Source organism: Streptomyces sp. NPDC002566 (assembly GCF_042889585.1).
Classification (GTDB): domain Bacteria; phylum Actinomycetota; class Actinomycetes; order Streptomycetales; family Streptomycetaceae; genus Streptomyces.
Genome location: NZ_JBIARD010000001.1, coordinates 784,796 through 805,933, shown reverse-complemented (window position 1 = coordinate 805,933; position 21,138 = coordinate 784,796). Strand labels below are relative to the sequence as shown.

Below are 21,138 nucleotides of genomic sequence, written 5' to 3'. Positions count from 1 at the left end.
TCCCTTCGACGTGACCGCCAGGAAACCGGGACACCCCATGACTCTCACCCAGCACGACATCGACCTGGAGATCGCGGCCGAGCGCGCCGCGTACGAGAAGCGGATCGCCGGCGGGGCGCCCGTCGAGCACCAGCCGCGCCGCGACTACGCCCCCTACCGTTCCTCCGTGCTGCGCCACCCGAAGCAGCCGCCGGTCACGATCGACGTGGGCACGGACCCGGAGCTGGTCGAGCTGGCCTCCCCCGCCTTCGGCGAGCGCGACGTCACCGAAGTCGACAACGATCTGACCCGGCAGCACACCGGCGAGCCGATCGGTGAGCGCATCACCGTCTCCGGCCGGCTCCTCGACCGCGCCGGGCGGCCGGTCCGCGGCCAGCTGGTCGAGATCTGGCAGGCCAACTCGGCGGGCCGCTACGCCCACCGGCGCGAGCAGCACGACGCCCCGCTGGACCCGAACTTCACCGGCGTCGGCCGCACGCTCACCGACGACACCGGCTCCTACCGTTTCACCACGATCCAGCCGGGCCCCTACCCGTGGCGGCAGCACCTCAACGCCTGGCGGCCGGCGCACATCCACTTCTCGCTCTTCGGCACGGCGTTCACGCAGCGGCTGGTGACGCAGATGTACTTCCCGGGCGACCCGCTGTTCCCCTACGACCCGATCATCCAGTCGGTGACGGACGACGCGGCCCGGCAGCGGCTGGTCGCCACCTACGACCACGCCCTGTCGGTGCCGGAGTTCTCGATGGGCTACCACTGGGACATCGTGCTCGACGGCCCGCACGCCACCTGGATTGAAGAGGGACGCTGACATGACGAAGATCGACACCGCTCGCCCGGAGACGGTCCTGCCCACCCCGTCGCACACGGTCGGTCCCTTCTACGGCCACGCGCTGCCGTTCCCCGGCGGCGGTGACATCGCCCCGCTCGGCCACCCCGACACCGTCACCGTCCACGGCTATGTGTACGACGGTGAGGGCCGGCCGCTGCCGGACGCCTTCCTGGAACTGTGGGGCGCGGACCCCGAGGGCCGGCTGTCCCGGGTCGACGGCTCGATGCGGCGCGACCCGGCCGGCGGCGGCTTCCTGGGCCGCAACGGCGTGGAGTTCACCGGCTGGGGGCGGGTGCAGACCGACGCCGACGGCCACTGGGCCGCCCGCACACTGCGCCCCGGGGCGCGCGGACGCAGCGCCCCCTACCTGAGCGTCTGTGTGTTCGCGCGCGGACTGCTGGTCCACCTGTTCACCCGGATCTACTTCCCCGAGGACACGGCCGCGCACGCCGCCGACCCGCTGCTGTCCCGGCTCGACGAGGCACGCCGGGCGACGCTGGTCGCCGGGGGCGGCGGGGGCGGCGGGGGCGGCGGGGGCAGCGGGGGCAGCGGCAGGGACGCCTACCGCTTCGACGTCCGCCTCCAGGGCGAGGGCGAGACCGTCTTCCTGGAGTTCCGGTGACCCTGCCGGCGTCCGGGCCCGAGGAAACCCCGGCCGCGCCCGACGACGCCGGTCTGCTCGCCCCCGGCCGGGCCGGCTCCCCCGCCGCCTCCGCGACCGGCGACCGCGCCTATCTGCGGGCGCTGCTCGACGCGGAGGCCGCGCTCACCCGGGCCCAGGCCGCGCTGGGGCTGGCCCCCGGGGAGGCCGCGCGTGCGGTGACCGAGGCGGCCGCTTCCGGAGCCTTCGACGTACGGTCCCTGGCGGAACGGGCCCGCGCCGGCGGCAACCCGGTGATCCCGCTGGTCGGGGACCTCACCGAGGCGGTCGGCGCGGAGCACGGTCCGTACGTCCACCGGGGCGCGACCAGCCAGGACATCATGGACACCGCGACCATGCTGGTGGCCCGGCGCACCCTGGACCTGCTCCTGCCCGACCTGGAGCGCACCCAGCGGGCGCTCGCCGGGCTCGCGGCCGGGCATCGGGACACGCCGATGCCCGGGCGCACGCTCACCCAGCACGCCGTGCCCACCACCTTCGGGCTGAAGGCGGCCGGATGGCGGTCGCTGATCCTGGACGCACGGGACCGGGCGACGGCCGTACGGGACGCCCTGCCCGCCCAACTCGGCGGCGCGGCCGGGACGCTGGCCGCGTTCACCGCCTACGGCGCCGAGGACGCGACCGCGCTGCCCGCCGCCTACGCTCGTGAACTCGGGCTCGCGGCACCGCTGTTGCCGTGGCACACCCTGCGGACGCCGATCGCCGACCTCGCCGGGTGCCTCGCCTTCACGGCGGGCGCGCTGGGGAAGGTCGCCGTCGACGTGCTCACGCTCGCCCGCACCGAGATCGCCGAGGTGGCGGAGGGCAGCGGGGGCGGCTCCTCGGCCATGCCGCACAAGGCGAACCCGGTGCGCGCCACGCTGATCGCGGCGGCCGCCCGGCGTGCGCCGCAACTCGCGGCCGTGCTGTACGGATCACTCACCGCGGAGGACGAACGCCCGGCCGGGGCCTGGCACGCCGAGTGGGAGCCGCTGCGGGATCTGCTGCGGCTGGCCGGCGGCGCCGCCCGGGACGCGGCCGAGCTGACGGAGGGGCTGCGCGTGCACCCCGGCACGATGCGTTCCCATCTCTCTCTCACCCATGGGCTGATCGTCTCCGAGCGGCTCTCCGCCAAGCTGTCCCGGATCCTCGGGCGGTCCCGCGCGAAGGAGCTGCTCACCGAACTCGCGCCCCGCGCCCATACCGAAGGCCGCCCCCTCGCGGAACTACTGAGCGAACAAGTCGAGTTGAAGGACGTCGACCTGGGCGATCTCACCGACCCCACCCGCTACACCGGCTCCGCCGGAGCCCTCACCGACCGTGCGCTGGAGCGACGTTGACCGAGACACTGCTCAACCACCGCGCCGAGGGCCCCGTTTCCGCGCCCGCGCTGCTGCTCGGCCCCTCGCTGGGGACCTCGTACGCCCTGTGGGACAAGGTCGCGCCCGAACTGTCCGCCGCCCACCGGGTGATCCGCTGGGATCTGCCCGGACACGGGGGCTCGGCGGCCGAGTTGATCGGGCCGGGCGCCACCGTCGGGGACCTCGCCGCCCTGGTGCTGGCGCTCGCCGACGCGCTGGGCGTGGAGCGCTTCGCGTACGCCGGGGTGTCGTTGGGCGGCGCCGTCGGCCTGCACCTCGCGGCGCACCACCCCGAGCGGGTGTCCTCGCTGGCGGTGGTCTGCTCCTCGGCCCACTTCAACGGGGCGCAGCCGTGGCGGGAGCGGGCCGCGCTGGTGCGGCGCGAGGGGCTCGCCGAGTTGGCCGCCGGGGCCGACGCGCGCTGGTTCACGCCCGGGTTCACCGTCCCGCAGCTCGTCGCCGACCACCGGGACGCCGCCCCCGGGGCGTACGCCGCCTGCTGTGACGCGCTGGCCGCGTTCGACCTGCGGGAGCTGCTGCCCGAGATCTCGGCGCCCACGCTGGCGGTCGCCGGGCGCGAGGACCCGGCGACGCCGCCGGCGCATCTGCGGGAGATCGCGGACGCGGTGCCGGGCGCCGCGCTGGTCGAGATCCCGGGGGCCTCGCACCTGGCCCCGGCGGAGCGGCCGGAGGCGGTGCTGACGGCGCTGCGCGCCCACTTCGACGGCGACGCCCGGCGCGGGATGGAGGTCCGCCGCCAGGTGCTGGGCGACGCGCACGTGGACCGGGCGCAGGCCCGGCAGAACGCGTTCACGGCCCGCTTCCAGGACTTCATCTCGCGGTACGCCTGGGGGGAGATCTGGACCGACCCGACCCTCAGCCGCCGGGAACGCAGCATGGTCACCCTGACAGCGCTGGTGGCCCACGGCCACCTGGACGAACTGGCCATGCATGTGCGGGCGGCCCGGCGCAACGGTCTCACCGCGGAGGAGATCGCCGCGGTCCTGCTGCAGACGGCCGTCTACTGCGGCGTCCCGGCGGCGAACGCCGCCTTCGCCACGGCTCAGCGCGTGCTGGCCGAGGAGGGACCCGCCGACGGCGGCGTCTGAACCGGGAGTGGAGTCAGCGGCGGGTCTGGCCGGGGACCAGCCCCACCTGGGGTGCGCCGAGACCGTCCAGCGCCTGCTGGGCCTTGACGACCAGGCCGTCCGCGCCGCAGGAGCGGGCCAGGGTGAGGCCGCGGTGCAGTTCGGACACCGAGCGGGCGGCGATGCCGTGTTCGACACGGGCCGCCGCGTGCTCGTACTGGCAGGGTGAGGCCTCCAGGTAGGCGACGGCCTGGGCGGTCAGCCGGACCGCGCGCTGGCCGGTCTCCAGGGCGGCGGCGCAGCGCAGGGCCTCGCCGATCGCGGTGTCGGTGCCGAAGCGCTCGGCCTGGCGGCGGGCGTCGGAGGCGAGGCGGGCCGCACGCGCCGGGTCCTCGGTGGCGAGGGCGCGGGCGAGGTCGACGGCCCAGGGGACCATGACGGGGTTGAGGTGGCCGCGGACGGCCGCCGCCTTCTCGGCCTCCTCCAGTTCGTTGACGGCGTCCTTGGTGCGGCCGACGGCGAGCAGCAGCCTGCCCCGCACGGACCGCGGGTCGGGCAGCACGATCGTGGACGGGTAGGGCGGGGCGAATCCGTGCTGTTCGGCCATCTGCCACGCCTCGTCGACATGGCCCCGGGCGAGCAGCGTGTCGACGAGGTTGCAGGTCGCCGACCAGTACAGGGGCAGGCCGCGGCCGACGCGTTCGGCGAGGCGCAGCGACTCCCGCAGGGACTTCTCCGCGTCCTTCAGACGGCCCCGGCGGCGGTGGCCGAGCCCGAGGTAGGCGTGGGCGAGGGCGAGGTGGCCGCCGCTCCAGCCGGCCGTCTCGTAGGCGCGCAGGGCCTCGTTGAAGAGGGCCTCGGCGCGGTCGAGGCGGTCGGTGTAGGCGTAGGAGCTGGCCAGCATCATCAGCAGTTCGAGGCCCCATTCGGGGTCGGTCCAGCCGAGTCCGGGCGCGAGGCGGCCGTTGACGAGGGCGCGGTCGCAGTACTCGACGACCTCCTCGGCGTTCTCGCCGTGGGTCATGGCGTCGAAGCCGCGCAGGATGAGCAGGGCGCGTTCGGCGTTGTCACGGCCGGCGCAGGTCGCGGCGAGCGAGGCGAGTCTCTGCGAGCGGGCCGGGGAGGCGGTCTCGCCGGCGTGCACGCCCTCCCACATGAACTGCACGGCCTGGAGCCGCATCCGCGCCGGTCCCGGCGGCTGCCGGGCGACCTCGGCCTCGACCGTGCGCACGGCCTCCGCCATCTGGTCGTTGTGCAGGAGGGCCTGGGAGAGGCGGAAGATGGCGTCGACGCGTTCGCCGCCGTCGAGGCCCGGCATGGCGAGCGCCGCCCGCAGGTGCTCGATGGTCTTCGCGGGTGCGGTGAGGTGGGTCGCGCTGCCCAACTCGTGCAGTACGCGCGCGTGGACCTCGGGCGGGGGCGGTTCCTGCAGGGCGCGTTCCAGGCAGAGGCGGGCCGCGTCGGGGGCGCCGACGGCGAGGTGTTCGCGGGCCGCGCCGCGCAGTTGCTCGACGAGTTCCTCGTCGCCCTCGGGGTGGACCTGGATCAGGTGGCGGGAGGCGGCGGCGAGGCCCTTGCCGGCGTCGGTGACGACCGCGGCGGCGATGCCGTGCATCGCGGTGCGCAGGCTCGGCGGGATGGACTCGTAGATGGCGGAGGCGATCAGGGGGTGGAGGAACTCCAGGTCGCCGTCGGCTGAGGGCATGGCCGCCGGGTCGGGCGCGGTCAGGATGCGGGCGGAGCGCAGCAGTTCGGCGCAGCGGGCCGCGTCCTCGCGGCTCATGACGGCGAGCCGGGCCGCCTCGTCGACGGAGATGTCGGTGCCCAGGATGGCGGCCGCCATCGCGAACCGGTGGGCGTCGACGCCCAGTTCCTCCAGGCGGGCGACGAGTCCGCCGCCTCGGGCGGAGCGGTTGAGGGGGCGCAGTTCGGTGGCGGAGGGCTCGCTCGGGTCGAGTTCGCTCTCCTGCACCTTGGCGAGGAGTTCGACGGTCTCGTACGGGTTGCCGCCGGTGACGGCCCACACCTCGCGGCAGAACGGGTCGTCGGCGTGCGCGCCGAGGGTGTCGCGGGTCAGGCCCGCCACGGCGTCCGGGGTGAGGGCGCTCAGGCTGGTCACGGAGTGCGCGGCGGCGGCGGAGATCGCGTCGAGGTGTCCGGCGGCGTCGCCCTTGACGTCGGGCCTGCGGGCGATGACGAGCAGGACGGACAGGTGGTCGAGGCGTTCGGTGAAGGCGGCGAGCCAGCGCAGGGTCTCCTGGTCGGCCCAGTGCGCGTCGTCGACGAGCAGCACCAGCGGGTAGTAGCGGGCGGCCAGCCGGCTCACGGCGGCGACCAGGCCGTCGCACACGCCCTGCGGGTCGGCGTGGCCCGCGACGGGTTCGGCGATGCCGAGGGCGGGGCCGGCGATGTCGTACCAGTCGCCGAGGTACTCGCGGGCCTCCTCCGGCAGCAGCGACAGCAGCGCGGGCTGCAGCAGTTGGCGTACGACGTTGAAGGGGACGGACCGCAGGGTCTCGCCGCCTCGTGCCGACCACACGGTGCAGCCGCGGGCCTCCGCGATGCGGCGGGTCTCGGCCAGCAGCGTCGTCTTGCCCAGGCCCGCCTCGCCCCGCAGCACGTGCACATGGCCCGAGGAGGAGCGGTCGGCGCGGAGCGCCTCCACCGCCCGCTCGATGGCGGCGACTTCCGCGTCGCGCTCCCACAGGGAAGCCGAGGCGGCCGCCGCCGGCCGTACCTCCGTCATCCCGCTACCTCCCCAAGTCGCCCGAACGACGTACAGACCTTGAGCGTAGCCCTCCGGCGGCCCGCGCGGGGGCGGTCGGGCCAGCTGTTGCCTCCACGGGTGACGGCGAGCGGCCCGAGCCGCCCCGACGGGCCTGCGGAGGAGACTGCGGAGCGTCAACGCCGTTCGACGCGCGCCGAATTGACGTCGCGTTTCGGCCAGGGCGCCTTGCCTGGCTCCGGGCGTCCGGCCCGCACGGGAAGGAGGGCGCCGCCGGTGTCCGGAGGGAGCGCCGGCGTAAGAGGAACGGCGTGCGACGGCGTCGGGGGGCTCGCGCGGCGGGGGCGCGCCGGTCACCATGGGAAGGCACGAGACGGCATCCCTCTCATCCGACTTTCACCGACGCCTCATACGGTGGGGACATGACGCAGGTGACTCCCCCCGGGTGGTACCCCGACCCCGGGCAGACAAGTGACGGTCCCGCCACCGAGCGCTGGTGGGACGGCGGTGCGTGGACGGACCGGACCCGCCCCGCGGGCTCGGCCGCCGCGTGGGGTCCGCCGGCGCAGGGGCCGGCCGCCGGGCCCTACCCGGCGCACTCCGCCTATCCCTATCCGCAGTACCCGGCGGCACCGCCCGGCAAGGGCGGGCGGCGCGGGCTGCGGACCGGCATAGCCGTCGCGGCGGCGGTGGCGGTGCTGACCAGCATCGGGATCGGCGTGTACGCGCTGACCAAGAACGACGGCGGTTCGGGCGACCCCGGCACGGCCCAGGGACCCGGCGGCCGGGGCGGTCCCGACGGGCAGGACGGCGGCGGGGGCGGCCCGTTCGGCGACTCGGAGGGCTCCGACGGCTCCCCCGGCTCGCCCCGCGGGTCCGCGCCCCCGGAGATCAAGAGCGGTGCGGTGACGGACCCGCTCAACGGGATCAGCATCCCCATCCCGGCCGGCTGGACGGGGCAGCAGATGACCGGGGGCGCGCAGGTGACCTCCGACTCCGCCTACAAGTGCCCCGGCGACACCACCAAGACGTGCACCAAGGGCGGTGTGTACTCGGCCCCCGCCGAGGTGCTGGGCGCCAAGGGTGCGACGGCGGAGGCGATCGCCAAGGCGGACATCGCGGCGAACGCGAAGGAGTCCTACGGCGGCACCACCTACGGCGCGATCACCTCGCACCAGGTGCTCGCCTCGCAGGCGGTGACGGTGGCCGGGCAGAAGGGCTACCTGGTCCGCTGGAAGGCGATCACCAGCAAGGGCGCGGACGGCTTCGTCGAGTCCCTGGCGTTCCCGGCCCCGGCCGACGCGAAGCGGTTCGTCGTCCTGCGCTTCGGAGTGGACGCCGACCAGAGCCCGTCGGTGATCGACACCATCACCAAGGGAATCAAGCCGGCGAAGGGCGGAGGAAGCGGCCAGGACGTGTGAGGACGCCCCGACGGGCGGCCTCGTCGGAGCGCCGGCCACCGAAGGCGGACCGCAGGCTGCCAAGGGTGCGGACGCCCAAGCCGGGCGGCCGTCGGCTGCCGGCCAGGGCGGGCCGGGCGCGGGGCGGTCCCCCGGGCCGGCGCGGGGCGGATTCCCGGACGGGCGCGGGTCGGATTCCCGGGCCGGCGCGGGTCGGTCCCCCGGACGGGCGCGGGTCGGATTCCCGGGCCGGCGCGGGTCGGATTCCCGGGCCGGCGCGGGCGGGATTCCCCGGCGGCCGGGTGGGGCGCCTGCCGCTCATGGGGCGTCCCACCCGGCCGGGGGGTGCGCCGCCCCCGTCCCCACGGTGCGGCGCGTGCAGGTCGCCGTCCGGTCATCCCGCGGGCGGCGGCCTGGGTCTTCAGGTCAGGCCGAGCGCCGGCAGCACGGCGGCCTCCACGAAGCGGAGCAGGTACTCCTCGTCGGCGTACGTGCCGTCCACCACGGGGCGGGCGCGGACCACGCCGAACATCTGGGCCGGGATGTACTCCAGCGCCGGGTGATCCGCCGGGATCTCGCCGCGCTCGACCCCGCGCCGCAGGATGTCCCGCAGCGCCGCGATCTCCGGGTCGACGAGCGCCTCGCGCAGCGCCCGCGCGAGTTCCTGGTCCTGGGTGACGGCGTGGCCGAGGGCCTGGAGGAGCTTGGTGTCGGTCATGGACCACCGGGCGGCGGCGCGCGCGGCCTCGCGGAGGTCGCCGGCGAGGGTGCCGGTGTCGATGCCGTCCAGGCGTGAGCGCCGGCGGGAGCGCAGGGCGGCCACCACGAACTGCGGCTTCGTACGCCACTGCCGGTACAGCGTGGACTTGCTGCACCGCGTGGTCGCGGCGACCCCCTCCATCGTCACGGCGTCGTACCCGCACTCGCGGATCTGTTCGAGGACGGCGTCGAAGAACTCCTGCTCACGCTCGGGCGTGAGTTTGGAGCGGCGCGAGGCGGTGACCGACTCCGGTCCGTCCGCGGCCTGCGACGTCATCGGCGCTTCTCCTCTTGTCTCCGTCGTGTCCCACGGGTTTCCCCCCGGGGTCCTGCTTCAAGTGTGTCGTACGCAATCGATACGCCAGTGTACCGGTACCGGCGCGTATCGGTACACTGGCGTATCGGTACGGCACCGTATCGATGACGTGCCGTCATCACACGCACCACGAGTCACATGCACCACCCACCGTCAGCGAAGGGGCCGGGGGATGAATGCCCGCACCGAGCCTGTACAAGCGGAGCCGGACATACCGGCACGGCCGCCGATAGTCCGTGAGCTCCTGCTCGTCGCAGGGCTCTTCCTCGTCTACAAGCTCGGCCGTCAACTGGCCGCCGGCCACACCGGCGAGGCCTTCCGCGACGCGCACCACGTGTGGGACGCGGAACGGTGGCTGCGGCTGCCCGGCGAGGGCGCGGTGCAGTCCCTGCTGCTGCACGGCGACACGGTGGTCCGCGTCGCGAACGCCTACTACGCGACCGTCCACTTCCCGGCCACCGCCGCCTTCCTGATCTGGCTCTACCTGCGCCGCCCGGCGCACTACGTCTGGGCGCGCCGGGTGCTGGCCGCCGTGACGGCCGCCGCCCTGGCGCTGCACCTGGCCTTCCCGCTGGCCCCGCCCCGCATGCTCGCCGCGACGGGACTCGTCGACACCGCGCGCGCGTACGGACCGTCGGTGTACGGGCCGCCGCAGACCGATCACCTGTCGAACCAGTTCGCCGCGATGCCCTCGCTGCACTTCGGCTGGGCGCTGATGGTCGCCGTCGGCCTCGTCGTGGCGACCCGGTCGCGCCTGCGCTGGCTGTGGCTTCTGCATCCACTGGTCACCCTGCTGGTGATCGTCGGGACGGCGAACCACTACTGGCTCGACGCGCTGGTCGCCGCGGCCCTGCTGGGCCTGGCGCTCGCCGTGGTCCGCGCGCCCCGCCCCGGAACGGTCGGCACGCCGGCCGGACGCGGTGCGCCACGGCTCGCGCCGGCCGGCGAACGCCAGGTGCTCGTGGGGGCGGGACGATGAGCGCCGGGTACGCCACCCTCGTCGCCGTCGGCCTGTCGCTGCTGTCGGCCGTCGCCTACGCGGCCGCCGCCGTCGCCCAGGAGCGGCTGGCCTCCCGCACCCCGGGCTCGGGCGTGGCGCGGATGCTGCGCCGGGGCGCCTGGTGGGCGTCGGTGGGGCTGAACGCGGGCGCCGCGCTGCTGCACGTCGTGGCGCTCAAGTACGGTCCGCTGACCGTCGTGCAGCCGCTGGGCGCGCTCACCCTGGTCGCGGCGGTGCCGATGGGCGCACGGGTCGCGGGCCGGCGGGTGAGCGCGGCCGAGTGGCGGGGCACCGCCTGCACCCTGGCCGGGCTGGCCGCGATCCTGGTCACCGCGTCGGGGACGTCGCCCGAGGAGGTGCTGAGCGCGCCGGAGGCGCTGGCGGTGGCCGGGGCGACGGCGATGGTGATCGGTCTGCTGGCGCGGCCCGGCGCCCGGCCCGGCCTGCGGCACGCGGGCGCGTCCGGCTTCGCCTCGGGCGTGGCGTCCGCCCTCACCCAGACGGTGACGGTCGCCGCGACGGACCGGTCCGGCCCGGTGCTGAGCGTGCAGGTGATCGGGGTGGCGCTGCTGGTGGCCGCGTTCTCCACGGCGGGGCTGCTGCTGTCGCAGACGGCCTACCGGGGCGGCCTCGGGGCTCCGCTGGCGGTGGTGACGCTGGCCAATCCGCTGGCGGCCGCGGTCATCGGCCTGTCGCTCCTCGGCGAACGGCTCGAGGGCGGACCGACCGGCGTGCTGCTCGCCGCGGCGGGTGCGGGACTCGCCGGCTGGGGCGTGGTGCTGCTGTCCCGGGCGACGCCGGGAACCGGCTCCGAGGAGGAACACCCGGTGGCGGCCGTCCTCGCCCTGGAACCCGGGACGGCCTCCCCCGAACCGGCCCTGCTCCCCCGCGCGACGAGGACGTCCCGCCGCCGGCACCCCGCACGGGGCACGGGGCACCTGACGCGGCTGTGACGCGGTCAGGCTGCCCCGTACCCACGGTGACTCCAGCAGTGGCGCTGCTCCCCCAGCGGCCTGCAACCCTCCCGGTGCGGTCACACGGTCACGATGGCCGGATCGCTCACCCCGGGCCGCCCGTTCTCCACGTGCCCGGCGAACCGCCGCCGGAAGGACGGGTCTTGGAGCGAGGTCACGGTGAGGTCGTACCAGCGCCGGCTCGCCGACAGAGCGACGGTCCGCCTGAGGACGGCACGGGCCCGCACCCGTACGGTCGTCGTCCGGCCGCCGTAGCCGTCCGCCACCTTCAACTCGGCTGTCGCGGTGCCCCGGTTGGTGAACGTCAGTTCCAGCCCGCCGCCCACGTGCCGTACGACGACCTCGGGGCCGGCGGTGTCACCCCGGCCCCGGAAGACGCGCAGGAAGCCGTTGGGGCCGTGCACGGTCAGGTCGTACGTGCCGCCGGAGGGGACGTGGTCCCAGGTGCCGGAGACCTTCTTGCCGGCCTCGGTGGTGTAGTTCCACGGCCCGTCGGCCCGGTTGCCGGAGGTGACCAGGAAGGCGGCGCCCGCCGTGGCGCCCGAGGCGAAGGTGAGGGTGAGCGTGCCCCCGGCCGGGTCAAGCGAACCGTCCACGCTGGGCGCGTACTTGAGCGGCCGGGTGGGCCGGGTGCCGCGCTCCTGCCGGGGCAGGACGCCCTGGGCGGGCGGGGTGGGCCGGTAGTCGGGGTGACGCTCGCGGTCCGGGGGCTCGTAGGCGTCGGTGTCGGGGAGCGCGACCGGCTCGGCGTCCTTGCGGGAGAAGTCGAAGGCCGAGGTGAGGTCACCGCAGACAGTGCGCCGCCAGGGCGAGATGTTCGGCTCGCGCACTCCGAACCGACGTTCCATGAAGCGGATGACCGAGGTGTGGTCGAACGTCTCGGAGCAGACGTAACCGCCCCTGCTCCAGGGCGAGATGACCAGCATCGGCACGCGCGGCCCGAGACCGTAGGGCCCCGCGACATGGGTGGCGCTGCCCGGGAAGACGTCCAGGGAGACGTCGACGGTGGAGCGGCCCCGGTCGGGTGAGACGGGCGGGAGCGGCGGCACCACGTGGTCGAAGAAGCCGTCGTTCTCGTCGTAGGTGATGAACAGGGCAGTCTTCGCCCACACCGCCGGGTTGGAGGTGAGCGCGTCGAGGACCTGCGCGATGTACCACGCACCGTAGTTGGAGGGCCAGTTGGAGTGCTCGGAGAACGCCTCCGGGGCGGCGATCCAGGAGATCTGCGGCAGCCTGCCCGCCTTGACGTCGGCGCGCAGGACGTCGAACCAGCCGTCGCCGTTCTTGACGTCGGTGCCGGTGCGGGCCTTGTCGTGGAGCGGGTCGCCCGGCCGGGCGTCGCGGTACTTGTTGAAGTAGAGCAGGGAGTTGTCGCCGTAGTTGCCGCGGTAGGCGTCCTGGATCCAGCCCCAGGAGCCCTTGGCGTCGAGGCCGTCCCCGATGTCCTGGTAGATCTTCCAGGAGATCCCCGCCTTCTCCAGCCGCTCGGGGTAGGTCTGCCAGTCGTATCCGGCTTCGTCGTTGCCGAGGACGGGCCCGCCGCCGCGGCCGTCGTTGCCGGTGTGGCCGGTCCACAGGTAGTAGCGGTTGGGGTCGGTGGAGCCGATGAAGGAGCAGTGGTAGGCGTCGCAGACGGTGAACCTGTCGGCGAGGGCGTAGTGGAAGGGGATGTCCTCGCGGGTCAGGTAGGCCATGGTGGTGGTGCCCTTGGCGGGGACCCAGCGGTCGTAGCGGCCGCCGTGGTAGGCCGCCTGGCCGTCGGGCCAGCTGTGCGGCAGGCCCTCGAGGAACTGCATGCCGAGGTCGTCGGCGGTGGGGTGGAAGGGCAGCACGTCCTTGGCGCCGTCCGACTGGCGCCACACGGACTTGCCGCCGGCGAGGGTGACCGGATGCGGGTCGCCGAAGCCGCGTACGCCCCTGAGCGTGCCGAAGTAGTGGTCGAAGGAACGGTTCTCCTGCATCAGGACGACGATGTGCTCGACGTCCTCGATCGTGCCCGTGCGGTGGTGGGCGGGGAGGGCGGCGGCACGCTCGATGCTGCCCGACAGGGCGCTGAAGGCCGTGGTGGCGCCCGCGATCTGGAGGAATCTGCGCCGGTTGACTTCGGACATGGCTGGAGGACCTCTCGTGCGGTTCTTGCCGGGGGCCGGCCGGTCCGACGGTCGGTCGGTTCGACGGTCGGTCGGCGAGTCGGCCGGCGGACGACGGAGTGCGCGCGCGAGAAGTCTTCCAACGCCGCCCGGAACGAAGGGGAAGTACCGGGTGGCGTCAGCGTGAAGCTCGACGGTACGTGGGGTGTGCGGGGACGGGTGACGCCGCGTCAGCGCTCAGCGCGCCGCCGCACGACCGGTGTTCACAGCACCTCGTTGCCGTACATCTCCCCGAGCGGGTCGGCGATGAGCTCGATGCGGGCGCCGTCGGGGTCGCGGAAGTAGACGGAGACCTCGCTGTGCACGACATGGTCGACGCCGGCCTCGGCGAGCTTGTCGACGAGGCGGCGCCAGCGCTCCGGTTCGACGGAGATCGCCACATGGTGCAGCCCGCCCAGGACCTCGGCGTAGGGGCCGACGTCGAGGCCGGGGAAGTCGAAGAAGGCGAGGAGGTTGCCGTTGCCGATGTCGAAGAAGAAGTGGGAGGAGCCGGGGTAGTCGCGGTTCTCGATCAGCTCGGTCAGCGGGAACTCCAGCACGTCCTGGTAGAAGCGGACGGTCCGTTCGACGTCGCTGCTGATCAGGGCGGTGTGGTGCAGGCCGCGGGCGGACGACGCGGGGCGGGACCCGCTCGGCCGCAGGTGCCGTTCCCGGATCCGCTGCCGCTGGGCCTCGAAGACCGAACGGTCCGGCTGTGGTTCTTCCTTGGGCGTGCTGGTCATCTCTTCTCTCCTCGGGCGGCGAAGCGGACGGGTCCCTGCGTGATCAGCATCGCAGAGTCCGTCCGCCCCGGCCGGGCACGACGTCCCGGCCGCCCCCAGGCCACCTCAGGCGCTGGTCCACCTCTGCCGGGCCGGGGAGGGGACATGACATGGCAACGCCCTTCGGCGGCAAGCGGATCGGCGCGCTCACGGCCGCACGCGCGGAAGTCCTTCCGTCTGGCAGAAACCGTCTTGCGGGGCGGTCGCGGCCGTCAGGAACCTGATTCCCATCACGGCCGCGGGGCGACGGCGCCCCGCACTCAGGGACGGGAACGCCATGCCTCACACGACCGCCTTCGCCAGGAACCAGTGGTACGTCGCCGCCTACAGCCATGAGGTCGGGCGGGACCTGCTCGGCCGGACGATCCTCGGCGAGCCGCTCGTCCTGTACCGCACCGAGAGCGAGGGCACGCCGGTCGTCCTGCACGACCGCTGCGTGCACCGCCGTTACCCGCTGTCGCACAGCGGTCTCGACGGCGACCGGATCGTGTGCGGCTACCACGGGTTCACGTACGACACGACGGGCGCCTGCGTGTACGTGCCGGGGCAGAAACGCGTTCCGCGCACCGCCCGGGTCGCCTCCTACCCGGTGGTGGAGCAGGACTCCCTGATCTGGGTGTGGATCGGTGATCCGGCGCTCGCCGATCCGCGGGACATCCCGCGCGCCCGTCACCTCGACTCCCCCGGCTGGACCACCGTGCGCGGGATGGAGCCCATCGACGCCGACTACGGGCTGCTCGTCGACAACCTCCTCGACCTGTCCCACGAGACGTATCTGCACGGCGGCTACATCGGCACCCCCGAGGTCGCCGAGACGCCGATCACCACCGAGGTCGACGAGGGCGCGGGCGTCGTGCGGGTGAGCCGGCACATGGACGACGCCGAGTGCCCGCCGTTCTACGCCCGTTCGACGGGCATCGAGGGCCGGATCACGCGCTGGCAGGACATCGAGTACCACGCGCCCTGCCTGTACGTGCTGCACAGCCGGGTCGCCCCGGTCGGTGTGCTGCCCGAGGCGGACGGCAGCGACCCGGGCGGCTTCCACACCGAGGTCACGTACGCGATCACCCCGTCGGACGACGGCAAGGTGTACGACTTCTGGATGGTCTCGCGGGACTGGGCGGTCGACGACGAGGAGGTCACCGAGTTCCTGCGGACCAGCAACCACACGGTGGTCATGCAGGACGTCGACGCGCTCAACCTGCTGCAGCGGACCCTGGGCACCGAGCGCACCGGCTACCAGGAGCTGAGCATCAACATCGACACCGGCGGGCTGGCCGCGCGCCGCATCCTCGCCCGGCTGGTCGAGGAGGGCGACAAGCCGGCGGAGCCTGCGCTGTGAGCGGCCCCACGGGCGAGATCTACCGCATCGACTGGCTGCCGGGCACCGACGTCCTGCACGGCACCTGCCACTGCGGCGCCGAGCACACCGCCCAGGACCCGACCGCGATGTGGGAGTGGATGCTCGGCCACCCCGAAGGCCACCGCCCGGTGACCGCGGCTGCACGCCCCCCGGCGGACCGGCCGGCTTCCGGACCGCGAGGGAGCGGCTCGTGAACGCCGGGACGGCCGTGCCCGAGGCCGAACTCGTCGTCGTGGAGGCGGAGTCGGCGGCGGAGGGCGTGCTAGCGCTCACGCTGCGCCATCCCCTGGGCGAGCCGCTGCCCGTATGGGAGCCGGGCGCCCACGTCGATCTCGTCCTCGGGCCGGGCCTGGAGCGCCAGTACTCGCTGTGCGGCGACCCGGCGGACCGTTCGGCGTGGCGGGTCGCGGTGCTGCGCGAGCCGGCCGGGCGGGGCGGATCGGCCTATGTGCACGAGAAGTTGGCACCGGGTCACCGGGTGCGGGTGCGCGGGCCGCGCAACCACTTCGCGCTGCGGCCTGCGCCCCGCTACCGCTTCATCGCGGGCGGCATCGGCATCACCCCGATCCTCCCGATGCTCGCGGCGGCCGAGGCCGCCGGCGCCGAGTGGACCCTCCTCTACGGCGGCCGCTCCCGCAAGTCCATGGCGTTCACGGGTGAGTTGGCGTGCTACGGCGACCGGGTCAGGCTCGTCCCGCAGGAGGAGTCCGGGCTGCTGGACCTCGGAGCCGTGCTGGACGGGCTGCCCGAGGGGGCGCTGGTGTACTGCTGCGGCCCGGGCCCGCTGCTCGACGCCGTCGAGAAGAGGTGCCCGCCCGGAGCACTGCACGTCGAACGGTTCCACCCTGAGGAGCAACCGCCGGGTGAGCGAGCCGAGTTCGAGGTGGAGCTCGCCCGGAGCGGCCGGACGGTGACCGTCGCGGCGGACGTCTCCGTGCTGGACGCCGTCCGAGCGGCCGGCGTCGAGGTGCTGTTCTCCTGCACCGAGGGGACCTGCGGCACCTGCGAGACCGACGTGCTGGAGGGCACCGTGGACCACCGGGACTCGGTGCTCACCGCACAGGAGCGCGAGGCCGGGGAGACGATGATGATCTGCGTGTCGCGGTGCCGGGGGAAGCGGCTGGTCCTGGACCTGTGACCGCTCGGCGGTGACGCCGCGCGCCGGTCCGCCCGGGCGCCGTCGGCGACCTGAACGCCGGCGGTGCCCGGTCAGACCTCGGGGGCGGGAACCACGCTGAGGTGTCCCGCGGTGCGGCGGGGCCTCAGGGCCCTGCGGGGCGCGGGCACGGGGGCCTCGCGCAGCACCATCGTCAGCCGGGCGAACCCCCACTCGCTCAGGGTCCTCGGCGTCTCGTCGACGATACGGCACTGCGTGGCGCCCCAGCGAGGGTCGGGGTGGAAGAGGGGCCTGACCGCTCCGTCGTGCTCGACGGCGTCCTCGCCGACCGCGCGGATCCAGTGCGGCAGACCCTGCCGGTAGGCGGCCTCCATGATCGGGTCCTGGGCGATCTCCCGCCGGACCGCCTGGAGAGCGGGGTCGTGGCCGTGCCGTTCGAGGGCCTCGGCGAAGCGGGCCAGCATCGGCAGGCACCAGCTCGCCTCGTGGTCGCCGAGGACCGCGGCCGCGTCGGGATGGAAGAGGACGAACCGAAGGAAGTTGTCGTCGGGCTGGGCCGTCGGGTGCGGGCCCACGTCCCGGAAAAGTGTCCGGAAAGCGGTGTTGGCCAGGACGACGTCCCACCGGTGGTCCAGCACGACGGACGGGAAGGAGACGGCCTCCAGGTAGGCGGCGTAGTCCTCGAGGTAGGCCTGGGCCCGAGGACTGTCGGGGACGGGCCGCGGCGCCGACCGCTGCCCTCCTGCCTGATATGCCATCGGGAGGTCACCCCTCTTGCCTCTGCCGCCTTCAAGCGGCGCCCCGATCCTGGTGCCCCGACGCGAGGCGTGTCAACTATCGTGGCATTAGGCCCTCGTTGACGGCTGAAATAGGCCACAGTTGTGGCGATGTCTGGATGTGAGTTCGAAGGACCCGCTACTCTCCGGTCAGTTCACGGCGATCGCCTGTGCCTGTGAGAGGGTCGTGAGAGACGTAGGAGACCTGTCGGTGACGGATGGCTTCGAGGTTCCGGGCGCCACGGCGACGGTTCTGCTGTCGGCCGTCGTCGCCCGTGTCGCCGCACTCGCGGACCGGCTGGGCGTGCCGCACGCGGAGGTCTTCGACACCGGCCGGCTGTCCGTGGCCTCCGGCGTCCCGGAGGCCGTCGTCAAGGCCCTGCTGAGCGGCCGGCCCGCGGGCGAGCCGGACGTCCAGGCCCGCTTCCTGCAACGGCTGGACCTGCTGCGCCGCACCCGGCTCAAGCCCAACGGGCGCAAGTACACCCAGCAGGAGATCGCCGACGGCGCCGGCATGTCCCGGCAGCAGGCGGGCGCTCTCATCAACGGCGACCGCAGACCCACGATGGAGCACTGCGACGCCATCCAGCGCTTCTTCCACGTGAACGCCGGTTTCCTGACGGCCGAGGACCCCGAGGCGCTCGCCGGCGCCCTCCAGCGCACCGAGCAGGACCTGCTGCAGAGACTCGCCGCGCGGGAGGCGGCCGCGGCCGCCGAGGATCCGCTGGAGCGGCTGCTCCAGGACCACGGGGTGCGCGGCATCGCCTGGCGGGCCGCGCAGTTGCCCACCGACCAGCACCGCGACAAGGTCGCCGAGTGGCTGGACATGCTCTTGGAGAGCGTGAAGCGGCCCGAGTCGTGATCCGGGAGAGAACTGTGGGCATCAGCAAGGACATGCGCCGTCTGTGCGACGAGCTGGTCGCGGAGCTGGCCCTCCTCCCGGCCCCCGCCGCGCCGGCCGACCTGTACGCGGCCCTGTGCGAGGGCATGAGCAGACGCCGCGGCCGCCCCGTCCACTTCCGTACGGCTCCGTTCCCGCCCGGCACGGCCAGCGGGCTGTGGCTCGACATGGCGGACCAGGACCTCGTCGTCGTCGAGGAACGCACCGCGCCCGACCACCAGTTGGTGATCCTCGGACACGAGCTGTGGCACATGGAGGCAGGGCACTGCAGCCACCACGTGGAGGGCGCCGCCGTCGCGGCCCGTTTACTCAGCGACGGCGCCGACCTCCGGGCGACGGTCAGGAACGTGGCCGCGCGCACCCGCTTCGACCAGGCCGACGAACGGGACGCCGAACGCTTCGGCCTGCTGCTGGCCAGCAAGTGCCGTGCCTGGCTCGCGGATTCCCCGGGACGGGGCCGCGGCCGGCGCGACCACCTGGCCGGCCGCATCGAGGCGGCTCTCGGCTACCTGGGCCCGAAGGACCGCGGCGCGAGCTGAGGCGCTCCCCCCTCCCCCGCGCCCCCGGCGGTCGCCGCACGGTTCCGCTCCGGCGCGGGAGCCGTTTCCGCCGGGGCCAGGGTGACGGCGTGCCTGGGCTGAGCGGGCGAACCGGAGACGGGCGGAGCCGGATTGTCAGTGGTGGGCGGCAAGCTGGGGAGTGCGCCGCCGCACGGTGGCGTACGCGCCGTCAGGCGCGGCGGAGACGACGCCGACCCGGGGAGAGCCGACCGATGCCCACTGCCGTACTGACCGACCGCGAGCGCACCGCCGTCCAGGCCTACCTGCGGCTGCTGCACACCGTGCGGGCCGCCTTCGGCGAGGAGCCCACCGGCACGCCGTACGCCCGCCGCCCGCCGGTGGTGCCGCCCGCCGTCCTGGCCGAGGCGGAGCAGGCGCTGGCCGAGGCCGGGCTGGCGGGCAACGAGGAGGAGTTCTTCCGGCTGCTCCACCACTGGTGTTCCGGGCCGTGAGCCGGTCGCGCACGCCTTTCGCGCGCGGCTACCGGATCGCGGCGGGCGGCACCGCGACCGCCGTCGCCGTCAGCCCCCGCTCCACGGTCCAGCGGCCGTCGAAGTGCGTGAGCCGCCGTCCGCCGACGAGCGGGCCCGGGACGAGAAGCCGGGCGCGGAAGGTCCCCTGAGCGCCCGTCACCGTGGCCGCGCCGGTCGCGGTGCCGGGGCGGACGTCGATGTCGGCCTCGCTGAAGTCCAGCCACTTCCGGGTGAGGGGGAACCACGCCTTGTAGACGGACTCCTTGGCGCTGAACAACAGCCGGTCCCAGCAGATCTCGGGGTGCTCCGCGGCCAGCCGGCGAAGACGCTCGGTCTCCGCCGGCAGGGCGACGGCGGGCAGCACGTCCTCGGGCAGCGGCTCGTGCGGTTCGGCGTCGATGCCGAGCGAGGCCAGCTCCGCCGTCCGGGCCAGGGCCGCCGCGCCGTAACCCTCGCAGTGGGTCATGCTGCCGGTCAGCCCGTCCGGCCACCGGGGCGCGCCGCGCTCGCCGGGCAGCACCGGCTGCGCCGGCACGCCGAGCTTCTCCATGGCGCGCCGGGCGCAGGTGCGTACGAGGGCGAACTCGCGGCGGCGTTTGAGGACGGCGCGCGCCACGAAGACCTCCTCCTCGGGGTGCAGCGGCGCGTCACCGAACTCGCGGGCGTCCTCCTCGTCGTACGCCTCCACCACGACGGCCTCGGGGAGCAGCTTGTCGATCACGCGGTGTCGTCCTCTCGCGGCAGGATGCGGCGCAGCCGGCCGGGGGGCGTCGGGCGCTCGCGCCACTCGCGGGGGTAGCCCACGGACACCTCCTCGAAGCGGACGCCGTCGTGCCAGGTGGTACGGGGGATGTGCAGATGGCCGTAGACCATGGTCTCGACGCGGAACCGGCGGTGCCAGTCGGCTGTCAGCCGGGTGCCGCACCACATGGCGAACTCGGGGTACCACAGGACGTCCGTGGGGTGCCGGTCCAGCGGGTAGTGGTTGACGAGGACGGTGGGCAGGTCGGCCGGGAGGGCGGCGAGGCGGCGTTCGGTCTCGGCGACGCGGGCCCGGCACCAGGCCTCGCGGGTCGGGTACGGGTCGGGGTGCAGCAGGTACTCGTCGTTGCAGACGACGCCGGTGCCGTGCGCGTACGCCAGGCCCTCCTCCTTGGTGGCGCAGCCCGCCGGCAGGAACGAGTAGTCGTACAGGAGGAACAGCGGGGCGACCGCGACCGGGCCGCCGGGGCCCTCCCACACCGGGTAGGGGTCCTCGGGGGTCGTCACGCCCAGCTCACGGCAGACCTCGACCAGGTGCTCGTAGCGGGCGACGCCCCGCAGGGTGACGGCGTCCTTGGGGTGGGTCCACAGCTCGTGGTTGCCGGGCGCCCAGAGGACCCTGCGGAAACGGCCCGCGAGCGTTTCCAGCGCCCAGCGGACGTCCGCCACGCTCTCCGAGACGTCGCCGGCGACGAGCAGCCAGTCCTCGTCGGTGTCCGGGGCCATGCGCTCGACCAGGGCGCGGTTCTCTGGGTAGCCGATGTGCAGATCGCTGACGGCCAGCAGCCGTCCGGCCCCCCGGGCGCCACCCGTTTCCCCGGCTCTCGACGTCACCTCGCGCCCCCGCTCCGCTCGCCCTGTGCGCCGCACCCACCGTAGACCGCACGGCGTGAAGGCCACGCGATGCGAACACCGCACGGCGTGAACAACACACGGTGTGGTGACCGCACGATGCGAAGACCGCACGACGTGATGAACGCGCGACGTGATGAACGCACGGCGTCCCATCCTTACCCGCCCTCGCGCCCGTCATGAACAAGATCGGAAAATCCGTAACATGCGCGTTGCACGCGGCACCCCTCGGAAGCCGTATGATCCCCCCAACACCACCGCCTCGAACCCGCCTCAGAGCAGGGCGGTTTGGTGTCCCTCCATTCCCCCTGCCCGGGCACGGGCCTGC

The 21,138-nt window shown here is 74.1% G+C and carries 20 protein-coding genes; 13 read left to right on the top strand and 7 right to left on the bottom strand.

Annotated elements, in window-relative coordinates; translation table 11 throughout:
- The first annotated feature begins 37 nt into the window (after positions 1 to 37).
- From pcaH to pcaD, 4 genes are read left to right on the top strand one after another with little or no spacing between them, the layout of a single operon-like run.
- Positions 38 to 811 (top strand): protocatechuate 3,4-dioxygenase subunit beta, encoded by a 774-nt coding sequence (gene pcaH, locus ACFYXA_RS03430; RefSeq protein ID WP_389027808.1) that lies wholly within the window; start codon positions 38 to 40, stop codon positions 809 to 811.
- Between the two features lies 1 nt (position 812).
- Complete coding sequence (pcaG, locus tag ACFYXA_RS03425; RefSeq protein WP_389027806.1) at positions 813 to 1,454, top strand: protocatechuate 3,4-dioxygenase subunit alpha; 642 nt, start codon at positions 813 to 815, stop codon at positions 1,452 to 1,454.
- A complete protein-coding gene (gene pcaB / locus ACFYXA_RS03420) occupies positions 1,451 to 2,812 on the top strand; it encodes a 3-carboxy-cis,cis-muconate cycloisomerase (RefSeq protein WP_389027804.1) in 1,362 nt (453 codons plus the stop codon). Before pcaG ends, pcaB begins: the two co-directional genes overlap by 4 nt.
- A complete protein-coding gene (pcaD, locus tag ACFYXA_RS03415; protein WP_389027802.1) occupies positions 2,809 to 3,942 on the top strand; it encodes a 3-oxoadipate enol-lactonase in 1,134 nt (377 codons plus the stop codon). Before pcaB ends, pcaD begins: the two co-directional genes overlap by 4 nt.
- Before the next feature lie 13 nt (positions 3,943 to 3,955).
- Here the strand turns inward: pcaD and ACFYXA_RS03410 are convergent, their stop codons facing one another.
- Complete coding sequence (locus tag ACFYXA_RS03410; RefSeq protein ID WP_389027800.1) at positions 3,956 to 6,667, bottom strand: ATP-binding protein; 2,712 nt, start codon at positions 6,665 to 6,667, stop codon at positions 3,956 to 3,958.
- A 401-nt stretch (positions 6,668 to 7,068) separates the two neighbouring features.
- Between ACFYXA_RS03410 and ACFYXA_RS03405 the strand changes: the two genes are divergently transcribed.
- On the top strand, positions 7,069 to 8,067 hold the full coding sequence (locus ACFYXA_RS03405; RefSeq protein WP_389027798.1) for a DUF2510 domain-containing protein: 999 nt from the start codon (positions 7,069 to 7,071) through the stop codon (positions 8,065 to 8,067).
- Positions 8,068 to 8,467: 400 nt separating this feature from the next.
- On the opposite strand, the gene ACFYXA_RS03400 is transcribed toward ACFYXA_RS03405, so the two are convergent.
- Positions 8,468 to 9,082 (bottom strand): TetR/AcrR family transcriptional regulator, encoded by a 615-nt coding sequence (locus ACFYXA_RS03400; RefSeq protein WP_130437662.1) that lies wholly within the window; start codon positions 9,080 to 9,082, stop codon positions 8,468 to 8,470.
- 211 nt (positions 9,083 to 9,293) lie between these two features.
- On the opposite strand from ACFYXA_RS03400, the gene ACFYXA_RS03395 reads away from it, so the two are divergent.
- Together ACFYXA_RS03395 and ACFYXA_RS03390 are read left to right on the top strand one after the other, a co-directional pair.
- Positions 9,294 to 10,100, top strand: coding sequence for a phosphatase PAP2 family protein (locus ACFYXA_RS03395; RefSeq protein WP_389027796.1), 807 nt, complete (start codon positions 9,294 to 9,296; stop codon positions 10,098 to 10,100).
- Positions 10,097 to 11,074 (top strand): hypothetical protein, encoded by a 978-nt coding sequence (locus ACFYXA_RS03390; protein ID WP_389027794.1) that lies wholly within the window; start codon positions 10,097 to 10,099, stop codon positions 11,072 to 11,074. The genes ACFYXA_RS03395 and ACFYXA_RS03390 overlap by 4 nt, the downstream gene beginning before the upstream one ends.
- An 80-nt stretch (positions 11,075 to 11,154) precedes the next feature.
- On the opposite strand, the gene ACFYXA_RS03385 is transcribed toward ACFYXA_RS03390, so the two are convergent.
- Both ACFYXA_RS03385 and ACFYXA_RS03380 read right to left on the bottom strand, forming a co-directional pair.
- On the bottom strand, positions 11,155 to 13,206 hold the full coding sequence (locus ACFYXA_RS03385; protein WP_389027792.1) for a phosphocholine-specific phospholipase C: 2,052 nt from the start codon (positions 13,204 to 13,206) through the stop codon (positions 11,155 to 11,157).
- Between the two features lie 242 nt (positions 13,207 to 13,448).
- Positions 13,449 to 13,967: a VOC family protein gene (locus tag ACFYXA_RS03380; RefSeq protein WP_389027791.1), complete on the bottom strand. Its 519-nt coding sequence runs from the start codon at positions 13,965 to 13,967 to the stop codon at positions 13,449 to 13,451.
- A 316-nt stretch (positions 13,968 to 14,283) separates the two neighbouring features.
- Between ACFYXA_RS03380 and ACFYXA_RS03375 the strand changes: the two genes are divergently transcribed.
- From ACFYXA_RS03375 to ACFYXA_RS03365, 3 genes are read left to right on the top strand one after another with little or no spacing between them, the layout of a single operon-like run.
- The gene (locus ACFYXA_RS03375) at positions 14,284 to 15,348 is read left to right on the top strand and encodes an aromatic ring-hydroxylating dioxygenase subunit alpha (RefSeq protein WP_352250997.1); all 1,065 of its coding nucleotides are present in this window, start codon (positions 14,284 to 14,286) and stop codon (positions 15,346 to 15,348) included.
- Positions 15,345 to 15,563: a hypothetical protein gene (locus ACFYXA_RS03370; RefSeq protein ID WP_352250999.1), complete on the top strand. Its 219-nt coding sequence runs from the start codon at positions 15,345 to 15,347 to the stop codon at positions 15,561 to 15,563. The genes ACFYXA_RS03375 and ACFYXA_RS03370 overlap by 4 nt, the downstream gene beginning before the upstream one ends.
- Positions 15,560 to 16,507, top strand: coding sequence for a PDR/VanB family oxidoreductase (locus ACFYXA_RS03365; protein ID WP_389027788.1), 948 nt, complete (start codon positions 15,560 to 15,562; stop codon positions 16,505 to 16,507). The genes ACFYXA_RS03370 and ACFYXA_RS03365 overlap by 4 nt, the downstream gene beginning before the upstream one ends.
- Positions 16,508 to 16,578: 71 nt before the next feature.
- On the opposite strand, the gene ACFYXA_RS03360 is transcribed toward ACFYXA_RS03365, so the two are convergent.
- Complete coding sequence (locus tag ACFYXA_RS03360; protein WP_352251003.1) at positions 16,579 to 17,244, bottom strand: hypothetical protein; 666 nt, start codon at positions 17,242 to 17,244, stop codon at positions 16,579 to 16,581.
- A 229-nt stretch (positions 17,245 to 17,473) separates the two neighbouring features.
- Between ACFYXA_RS03360 and ACFYXA_RS03355 the strand changes: the two genes are divergently transcribed.
- The 3 genes from ACFYXA_RS03355 (at position 17,474) to ACFYXA_RS03345 (ending at position 19,175) form a co-directional block, all read left to right on the top strand.
- Complete coding sequence (locus ACFYXA_RS03355; protein WP_351340921.1) at positions 17,474 to 18,124, top strand: helix-turn-helix transcriptional regulator; 651 nt, start codon at positions 17,474 to 17,476, stop codon at positions 18,122 to 18,124.
- A gap of 32 nt (positions 18,125 to 18,156) precedes the next feature.
- Positions 18,157 to 18,702 (top strand): toxin-antitoxin system, toxin component, encoded by a 546-nt coding sequence (locus tag ACFYXA_RS03350; protein WP_352251071.1) that lies wholly within the window; start codon positions 18,157 to 18,159, stop codon positions 18,700 to 18,702.
- Positions 18,703 to 18,935: 233 nt separating this feature from the next.
- Positions 18,936 to 19,175, top strand: coding sequence for a hypothetical protein (locus ACFYXA_RS03345; RefSeq protein ID WP_352251005.1), 240 nt, complete (start codon positions 18,936 to 18,938; stop codon positions 19,173 to 19,175).
- Between the two features lie 28 nt (positions 19,176 to 19,203).
- On the opposite strand, the gene ACFYXA_RS03340 is transcribed toward ACFYXA_RS03345, so the two are convergent.
- Positions 19,204 to 19,917, bottom strand: coding sequence for a 4'-phosphopantetheinyl transferase (locus tag ACFYXA_RS03340; protein WP_389027785.1), 714 nt, complete (start codon positions 19,915 to 19,917; stop codon positions 19,204 to 19,206).
- Positions 19,914 to 20,792 (bottom strand): metallophosphoesterase, encoded by an 879-nt coding sequence (locus tag ACFYXA_RS03335; RefSeq protein WP_352251009.1) that lies wholly within the window; start codon positions 20,790 to 20,792, stop codon positions 19,914 to 19,916. The genes ACFYXA_RS03340 and ACFYXA_RS03335 overlap by 4 nt, the downstream gene beginning before the upstream one ends.
- Positions 20,793 to 21,138: the final 346 nt, after the last annotated feature.